The following is an 8,150-nucleotide window of genomic DNA, read 5'->3' as shown; positions in this document are numbered from 1 at the left end:
TTGGCATTGGACTTACGAGCCGGAGAGGGAAAGTTCGAGAGGCATGGGGGGATTCTTAAGAAAGAGGTCAGAGGCTGGAAGCCACACGTGGTAAGGGGCGATAATCAGAAAGTTTAGCCCCTTTCCTTCCTCGAACGACTGGAGGAGTAAGTGAAAAAGAGGGGAGGATTCTTGACAATATCGATATTAAAGACGTAGATTATTGTCGACATTCGTTGTTACCTTCAAGTCACTTGAGGAGAGAGTTATGAAGAAGATTATCGTTGCAGTTCTGCTGGTGTCGGTCTGTGCGCTGGCCGGCATGGCGCAAGCGGGCGGAACGCCAAACCCGTACGGGCTTGCCTTCGGCAGGTCGTCCGCCGAGGAGATTCTGGATGGAGCCTACCGCTATATTCAGCAGCTTGACCAGGATCAGTTGGATGTTCCGCAGGATGTCTATGATTTCTACTTTGCCTTTGACCGGTTGGTTAACCCACACTTTTACGAGAGCAGAGAAGGACATGTTTCGCTTGACCAGGACTCGGATACTTGTCCGGAGGAGAGGATTGAGTTTGACGGTGAAGAAGACGTGACCATTGTCACCTGTGGTACGACGAGATACGCGGCGAATGACTGTACATTTCCATATTGCCGGAACAGCCGGGATGTTTTCGTGCACCTGGACTTTGACAACTGGGGCTTGCTGCGAGTGACGACTACGGGTTCAGCTTTTGACACCTATCTTTGCCTGTGGGAAGACAATTGCTGCGGCAATAACGAGTCCATGCCCGATGTTTACAACAACAACAATCCGTACCTGTGCAACGGGCAACGGTTGGCGGCAGGCTTTGAATACTGTGTGGATGATGACAATTACATTCTGGTTCTGGACGGTGCAGGACCTGCGGCATTCGGTTCGTATTGCCTGACCATCGAGTTTGAGCCTTTCGAATGTGAGGACTGAGGAAGGCCTTTGAGTACCAAGGGTTCGTGACTCAGGTTGTTTGTATAGCCCCGGAAAATTCCGGGGCTTTTTATTGACTTGACTATAATGAATATATTCTGTTAGATTATCGATATGTATGGGTAAAGTATCCGAATACAGAACGAAGGAGAAGACTATGATTTTGCGAAACTTAGCAATGTGTGCCATGATTCTGGCGATGGCCAGTATGGTACTGGCAGCAGATGCCCCGAAAACGAATTTGGCGATTGGATCATCCAGTCCAGAGGAAATTCTTGAAGCGGCTGCAGGTTACATACAGTGGCACGAAGAGCAAGGACTGGAGGTGCCTGAGTATGTTTATGAGTTCCATTTTAAGGTTGAACAGACTGCTCACCCGGAATACTTCGCGGGTCGCACGGAATTAAATCCGCTTGATCAGCATGACGACGCTTGCCCGGGGACGCATATTGAAGGGCCGGATTTCGGGGACGTAAGCATTACGTCCTGCGGTACGACCATGTATGCCAATAATGATTGCAGCTATCCCAATTGCCGCAACGCGCGGGATGTCATTATCGAGATTGACATGAACTATGACGGGTGGCTGACGGTTCGGACGGCGGGGTCTATGTTTGACACGTATCTCTGTCTTTATGAAGATGCTTGCTGCGGCGACATTTCGGACTTGATTGACTCTAACAACAACGCTCCGTGGCTGAACAACGGGCAGCGTCTGGCGGCAGGACTGGAATCGTTTATCAGTGCAGGGACATACTATCTGATTTTGGATGGAGCGGGTCCTGCGGCACGCGGAGCGTACTGTTTGACGCTTGAGTTTACCGAGGACGGAGAAGGCGGCAACGAGAGCCGGTAAGCGGATCTGAAATTTCTTATGCGGAAGCCCCGAAGAGATTCGGGGCTTTTGTTATGGGGCGGAATGGGGAGTGCCTGAGGGGCGGAGGAAATTGCCGAGTCAGCAGGGCGGTAAGGGGGGTAAGAAACGCGTGATTTGAACGATTATAGCTATGAGTACAAATAAACCAATGGGGTTGGAAGTTGTGGCATAAGGCTTGCTAAGTGTTATAGCACAACACTTAAACAGCCAATTTGGAGACCATACATGGACGCCACGACCATTGCCCGCAATATGATTCGCTCCACCCGTCCACACCCGGATGATTTTGATGGGGCGCGCATCAAGCAACTGCGCGAGGACCTCAATATGACTCAGGAGAATTTCGCGCATGAGATCGGCGTGACGTTCGCAACAGTGAACCGCTGGGAAAACGGCAGGACGACGCCGAACAAGGTTGCACAAAAGGTTCTGCTGCTGTTGGAGCGCAAGTTGCGCAAGGTGAAGAAGGATTCATAAAGGAAAAAGCCGATGACCCGCAGTCATCGGCTTTCTTCGGGCAAATCGGATCGCACTTAAGCGGAGGGAGCGGCTCCGCCGTTGGCGCGCTGTATGTCGAGCATCTTGCAGAGACTGTCCAGTTCGCGTTCGGCACCCTCTTCGAGGTCCTTGCCGTCGGCGTAGTCGCGGAGCTGCTTGGCCAGCAGCTCGATACCGGTTGTCACAAAGCTCATGGCCTTGGGGTCAGCACCGCGTTCCGCGAGAATCTGGGCGGACTTCCCGAGCATTGTCATGGCAAGACTGTAGGTCAGAAAGATCCGGCTGTTTTCCATAGTTTCTTCAAATGTGGACATCGGCTGCTCCTAATACTTAGTCAACAATAATAAATCGCGGAAGTAGCGGACCCTTGTAATGGCCGCGCTTAGTTAACGAAACCGTACTTAATATACTGCTCATATTAGCGACGCGCAAGAGCTGCAGACCTATCCCGAGCGGAAATTCAAACCTCATCCTATTATGAAGCCGCAACCTGAATTCGACCAGTGGACTGATCAAAACCACGTGCCCTTTTGCGACGTATCGCGAAGCAAAACTTCCGAGAATTCAACGAGCTCCCATTCTCGAAATATCTTCAGCATGTTATGGCATTGCGTAAAGGGTTGGGGGACAAACTCACACGCGACGGGCATCGCGGCTTCCCTGAAGAAGCCTCGAGTGTCCTCTTAGGCCTCCTCTCAATTCAAGACGTGCAGATTGCACGACTCCCGCAAGTTGCGTCTGCGCAACGCGAAACCACTCCGTCCGTTCATACGATTTTCCCCTGTACTACTTGCGCGCCGTCCGGCAACTGAGTATCTTGCGACACGTACTTTACTTCAACTCGCCCGGATGTGAAAAGTTTCAAAGAGGTTTTAGAATACTTGAACTCCCTCATCAACTATGAGGTTGAGTTTCCGCTGGGTGGCAGCCGTGACCGGCCGAAGCTGGAACCGGTGTATGCAGCGGCGCGAGTCCTGGGGTTGCCGTTGACGCTGCCGAAGTGCATACACATCGCAGGAACAGTCGGGAAAGGTTCGACGGCTGCAATGTCACAGACCCTGCTGTCCGTGCACCATCGAGTGTTGTCCTTCACCAGTCCGCATTTAGTATCGCCAAAGGAACGAGTGCGGCTTGACGGTTTGGACATTCCGGATGACGTCTGGTGTGAAGGCATGTCGGCCATCCGTGAAGGCACGGCGGCATCGGGAACAAAGCTTACCTACTTTGAGACGACATTTGCATTTTATCTGTGGTGTGCGAAGACACTTGGATCCACCGCGCATGTCGTTGAAACCGGGTTGGGCGGGAGCTTCGACGCCACGAACGTTTTGGAAGAAACGACCGCGGTAATGACACGGATTGACCTTGACCATACGCATATTCTTGGCAAGACACATACGGAGATTGCTCGTGACAAGAGCGGCATCATCAAGGAACACGCGAATTGTTTCTGCAGCGAGCAAAGCGCCGAGGCACTGATTCAGATTGAGATGGCGGCGACTGCTCGCAGGGCAAAACTACTTGTCGAGGGGCGGGAGTTCTGCTGCACTGTCGGTGAATCCGGTGAACATTCATATTCCGGGTCGAGAAGCGTTAACGGAATTGTCATTCCGCTTCGCGGTGACTTTCAACGGCACAACTTGGCTGTCTCCATTGCGGCGGTTCTGTCACTTGATGAATCACTTCCCGACCAGTCCATACGCGACGCACTTGGACGGTTGAAGCTGCAGGGCAGGCAGCAGTCGCTGGTGTCGCATCCGAATATCATGATTGACGTTTGTCACAATCCGGCGTCGTTTGAAGAGCTTGCCAGTTCCTTGAAACGAGAGAGCCGATTTGCGCGGCGAATTGCGCTGGTGGCGATGATGAAGGATAAGGATGCAAAAGCGTCGCTTGCGCATTTACGGGGTATTGTCGATGAAGTGTGGGTTACAACGGCTCCGACGCCGAGGACGCACAGCGCGGAGTCGCTGCTCGAGTTCGCGCGGCAGGAGGGCATAAAGGCAAGAGTCGTGGAGCGAAGCGCGGCATACAAGGAGTTGCTCGAACTCCGAACCGACACACAAGCGATAGTTTGCGGGTCGTTCTATCTTGTGGGCGACTTTCTATCGGAGTACGGCAATGCCTGAGCTTCCGGAGGTGGAAACGGCAGTCAGGGAACTGCGACCGAAGCTGCTTGGACGCGTTCTTGGCGGCGCGTGGTCGACTGTGCCGAGGCAGCTGGGCAAGATGAAGGCTCGCGAGCTTGACCGATTCGTGAAAGGGCAGAGAGTCGTGTCGGTGTCGCGCAGGGGGAAATACATCGTCATCCGGCTTGAGCAGGGAGTCGTGCTCGTGCATTTGCGAATGACGGGGCGACTGTATGTTGCGCCGAGTGTGAAGATACCGGAAGAATACATTCGTGCGGGATTCCCGCTTGATGGCGGCACGGAGTCGCTGTATTTTCGTGACGTGCGAACGCTGGGAACGATACGTTGTTACAGAAGCGATGAGACCGCGCCGGAACTGGCGGAACTTGGCTGGGAACCGCTGGAAACGGACGTTGATGGAAAGCGACTTAAAGAGAAGCTGGTGACGCGCAAACAGGCTATCAAGGTTGTGCTGTTAGACCAGAGTCTGTGGGCGGGAGTGGGGAACATCTATGCGAGCGAGGCCTGTTGGGTCGCGGAAATTGACCCGCGCATGAGTGCAAGGATGCTCACACTTTCTCAATGTGAGCGGATATGCAGTGCGGTGAAGGAAGTCTTGAAGAAGGCGTTGGAACGGGGCGGAAGCACACTGAAGGACTTCATGAGTCCCGAAGGGAATTACGGTTCATACCAGAAGGAATTTCGAGTTTACGACCGCGATGGGGAGGAGTGCTTGCGATGCGGGGGAATCATTCGCAGGATTGTGCAGGCACAGCGCTCGACATATTATTGCCCGCGATGTCAGAAGAAGCGATGAATTGAGAATTGCAGAATTACAAAAGGGACGCTGAAGCGTCCCTTTTTTGATCCATTTCATTTCGTCAGCGTAACAGCAGCAGTTTCACCGGCGAAGACGTCTGCCGCTCTGATTTCAGGACAGCAAAATAGACACCCGATGACGATTGCGGCTGCCAGGTGAAGGAAGATGAAGAGGTGCTCAACGGAGTTGACAGGACCTCGCGACCAAGCACATCAAAAATGACAAGTTTGGCATCGCGCGCGGCACCAAGATTGTACTCCAATCTGACAGAACTATTGAACGGGTTGGGATAGGCGGCCTGCAAAGTGAAGTTCTCCGGCTGCCACACGGGAGTGTGCCCGGGGTTGGCTGCGGTCGGGAAACCGCCCCATTCCAACAGGCGAGTCAGAAATTCCGTGCGCGATTCATTTCCAATGGGGTTATTGTCCGCGACGGCCTCAATGCCGAATCCAAGCACCATCGCCCGTCCTGTTCCGGGACTGACTGTACCTGCGACGTTGTTACCGGCAGGGCCAAACCGCAACACCGGAGTTGTGCCATCAAGCGGAAAGAGAATTGTCATGCTGTCTTGATTGGCCGCTCCTCCTGATCCTGTCAAGAGATAGGTTTCACCTTCGATGAAGGGAGCACCAATGACGCTTGCCATACGGATGCGAGATCGCCCTGCAATATCCACTCCGAGGATGTCTTGAGCGAAGGCACTGCCCTCAATGCCTTCCAGGATGTTCTTACCGGACATAACCAGCCGCCCGCCGGTATTCACATGAGCGGAAAGAACTGCGCGGTCGTTCGTGGTCAATCCCGAGCCGATGTTGTCTCCTGAGAGCCAGAGAACGATTCCCGTGTCGGGCAGAGTCTCGATGTTCAGTTGCTGATTGTTCTCGAGGCGATGGAAAACGAAAATTTTGTCCATGTCCCGCAGTGTTCCGGTTACGAATTTGTGTACGTCCGTTTGCAACGCGCGGGTGACTACATGAAGTTTGGGTGCGATCGACATTAAGATTGGCCCGACCATAACGGTGTCGCGCGGTCCGATAGTGCCCAGCGCGAACGGAGATGACGAGAGCGAAATTGTGTTGTCTTCCGTAGTGGCAGTCAAGTTTACGTTGGTGGCCGCGGGCGGAAAGAGCATTACGTCGTTCACAAGTTCAAAAGAAATCTCAACGGACTCGCCTGCCTCGACCATGCCGTTGTTGTTGCCCTGTGAATCATCAATTATGAGATTATGTATGACGTAATTCGGGGTTATTCCCGGACCGATTCCGTGGCGGCCGAAAGCGTCATAAATGACATCGTCATTGGGAGTGCCGTTTTCGAGATTTCCGTCCGTGTCGTCCGTTTCGAGAACATCGAGGAAATAGTCAAAGAAGAGTTCGGACAATCCGTAACGCGCAAAGTGAGCCAGCGTATCCGCGTATCCGACGCCGAGGTCACGACGGATTTTCCAGAGCGGTGCGGAAATAAAGGGGCTGTCGCCGTGTACTTCCCCGACCCAATTGCGAGGGAAAACCATCGAGCTCTCGAGATCGCGGAAGTTACTTTGTCCGTTGCCAGTCAGCCAATCACCCATCAAGGGGTCGTCGTTGATTGAGCAGGCGAAGTAGTCCGACCATGCTTCATTCAGCGCACCGGGCTGGTCAATGTACGGTAACATGTCGTCCGGATAGATGCCATCGGTCACGCCGTGCTGGTATTCGTGGTAGATGACATCGCTGAACATGCCGAAGTTGCCGTAGTTCATTCCGCCGCCGTAGTAGGTGCCCCAACCGTTCCAGAACGCATTGTCGTAGTTTCCGCCGTAATTGGCCACCGCCGGCATCGGATAGTCGAGCGCATCGTACTCGTTGTCAAGTGCCTTGACCCAATCGTGAATGAATACGGTATGGTAGTACAGGTTTAACGCGGGGCGCGAGGCGTCGTCAGTGGTCCATGTCAGGGAATTGTTATCAAACGGCGCGGAATAGACCTGCGTTTTCTGTGGTGTGTTCCCCTCCTCATGTTCCCCGACTTCGACATAGGCACCGCGCAGAGACGCGGTGACGGTGGCCAGATTACCTGCTTCGACAGACAGCACACCAGTATTGTCGGTCAAGTGGATGTTACCGTTTACCAACACCCGCTGGTAAAGGCAGGGTGCGGATTCCGTCGGGCTGTGATCGTAAGGCTGCCAATAGGGTGATGAGACGGAAAGGTCCAACACGTCATGAGCGATGCCAGACCACTCAAGTAAGATTTCTCCCGTTGTTGCATCAACAATGCCGGCATTGCGCTGATGCGGCAACTGTCCCGCAACGCGAATCCACCACGCGGCTCTGAGTTCACGCAAGGCGGCATCAGGGTACCAGCAGGCAAAGCTCTGGCTGTCCACAAGCTGCCATTGAGCGGGCTCGAGATTGGCGACCAGGAAGTCACGTGCGGATTCAACAGGCAGAGAGAATCCGCTTGTCTCGGGCCAGTCCTGAAAGCTTGTGTAGCTGACACGCGTAAGTTGTCCGGCTTTGTTTTGAGACAAGTTCAGTCTGCCTCCCACAACGGGCAGAGTGCCACGCAGTTCGCGATAAATCAGGTAGTCACGGGTAGGCGAGGAGTTTTGCGCAATCAGGCGATATTGGGCTCGAAGACCAAGTTCACGGGCAACGATTGAAGCGAGTGACGAAACTGAACTCGCATTGACATTGAGTGGAGTTCCCCAGTGCAGCGCGTAGTCTGAGTTGTCAGATGAACGAACGGACTGCCATCCCGTGAAGCGGCCTGATTGAAGGGGTGCTGAGGAACTCAAGTCAGCCGCGATGCCCGCCGGAGCATATGAAGTTGCGGCCAAGAGGTCCTGAGCGAGGATAACAAGTAGGAAAAGCAATAGATGCGGGCGCATGGATGGCTCCG

General features: G+C 53.6%; 8 protein-coding genes. 6 read left to right on the top strand and 2 right to left on the bottom strand.

Features of this window, described 5'->3' with window-relative positions:
* Positions 1-247 precede the first annotated feature (247 nt).
* From HUU59_03550 to HUU59_03540, 3 genes are all read left to right on the top strand, one after another.
* Complete coding sequence (locus HUU59_03550; GenBank protein ID NUO18501.1) at positions 248-943, top strand: hypothetical protein; 696 nt, start codon at positions 248-250, stop codon at positions 941-943.
* 157 nt (positions 944-1,100) lie between these two features.
* Entirely contained in the window at positions 1,101-1,799 is a 699-nt protein-coding gene (locus HUU59_03545) for a hypothetical protein (protein NUO18500.1), read from the top strand.
* 273 nt (positions 1,800-2,072) lie between these two features.
* Positions 2,073-2,297, top strand: a complete 225-nt coding sequence (locus tag HUU59_03540) for a helix-turn-helix transcriptional regulator (protein NUO18499.1) — start codon at positions 2,073-2,075, stop codon at positions 2,295-2,297.
* Positions 2,298-2,353: 56 nt separating this feature from the next.
* Here the strand turns inward: HUU59_03540 and HUU59_03535 are convergent, their stop codons facing one another.
* Positions 2,354-2,632, bottom strand: coding sequence for a hypothetical protein (locus tag HUU59_03535; protein ID NUO18498.1), 279 nt, complete (start codon positions 2,630-2,632; stop codon positions 2,354-2,356).
* A 288-nt stretch (positions 2,633-2,920) separates the two neighbouring features.
* Between HUU59_03535 and HUU59_03530 the strand changes: the two genes are divergently transcribed.
* From HUU59_03530 to mutM, 3 genes are all read left to right on the top strand, one after another.
* Positions 2,921-3,130 carry a hypothetical protein gene (locus HUU59_03530; protein NUO18497.1) on the top strand — a complete coding sequence of 70 codons (210 nt, stop codon included), beginning with the start codon at positions 2,921-2,923 and terminating at the stop codon, positions 3,128-3,130.
* 69 nt (positions 3,131-3,199) lie between these two features.
* Positions 3,200-4,447, top strand: coding sequence for a hypothetical protein (locus tag HUU59_03525; GenBank protein NUO18496.1), 1,248 nt, complete (start codon positions 3,200-3,202; stop codon positions 4,445-4,447).
* Positions 4,440-5,264, top strand: a complete 825-nt coding sequence (gene mutM / locus HUU59_03520; GenBank protein NUO18495.1) for a bifunctional DNA-formamidopyrimidine glycosylase/DNA-(apurinic or apyrimidinic site) lyase — start codon at positions 4,440-4,442, stop codon at positions 5,262-5,264. The genes HUU59_03525 and mutM overlap by 8 nt, the downstream gene beginning before the upstream one ends.
* A 64-nt stretch (positions 5,265-5,328) precedes the next feature.
* Here the strand turns inward: mutM and HUU59_03515 are convergent, their stop codons facing one another.
* The gene (locus HUU59_03515) at positions 5,329-8,139 is read right to left on the bottom strand and encodes a T9SS type A sorting domain-containing protein (GenBank protein ID NUO18494.1); all 2,811 of its coding nucleotides are present in this window, start codon (positions 8,137-8,139) and stop codon (positions 5,329-5,331) included.
* Positions 8,140-8,150: the final 11 nt, after the last annotated feature.

Source organism: bacterium (assembly GCA_013360195.1).
GTDB lineage: Bacteria > Electryoneota > RPQS01 > RPQS01 > RPQS01 > JABWCQ01.
Note: the sequence above shows the minus strand (reverse complement) of the source record. Positions and strands in the feature narration are given on the sequence as shown.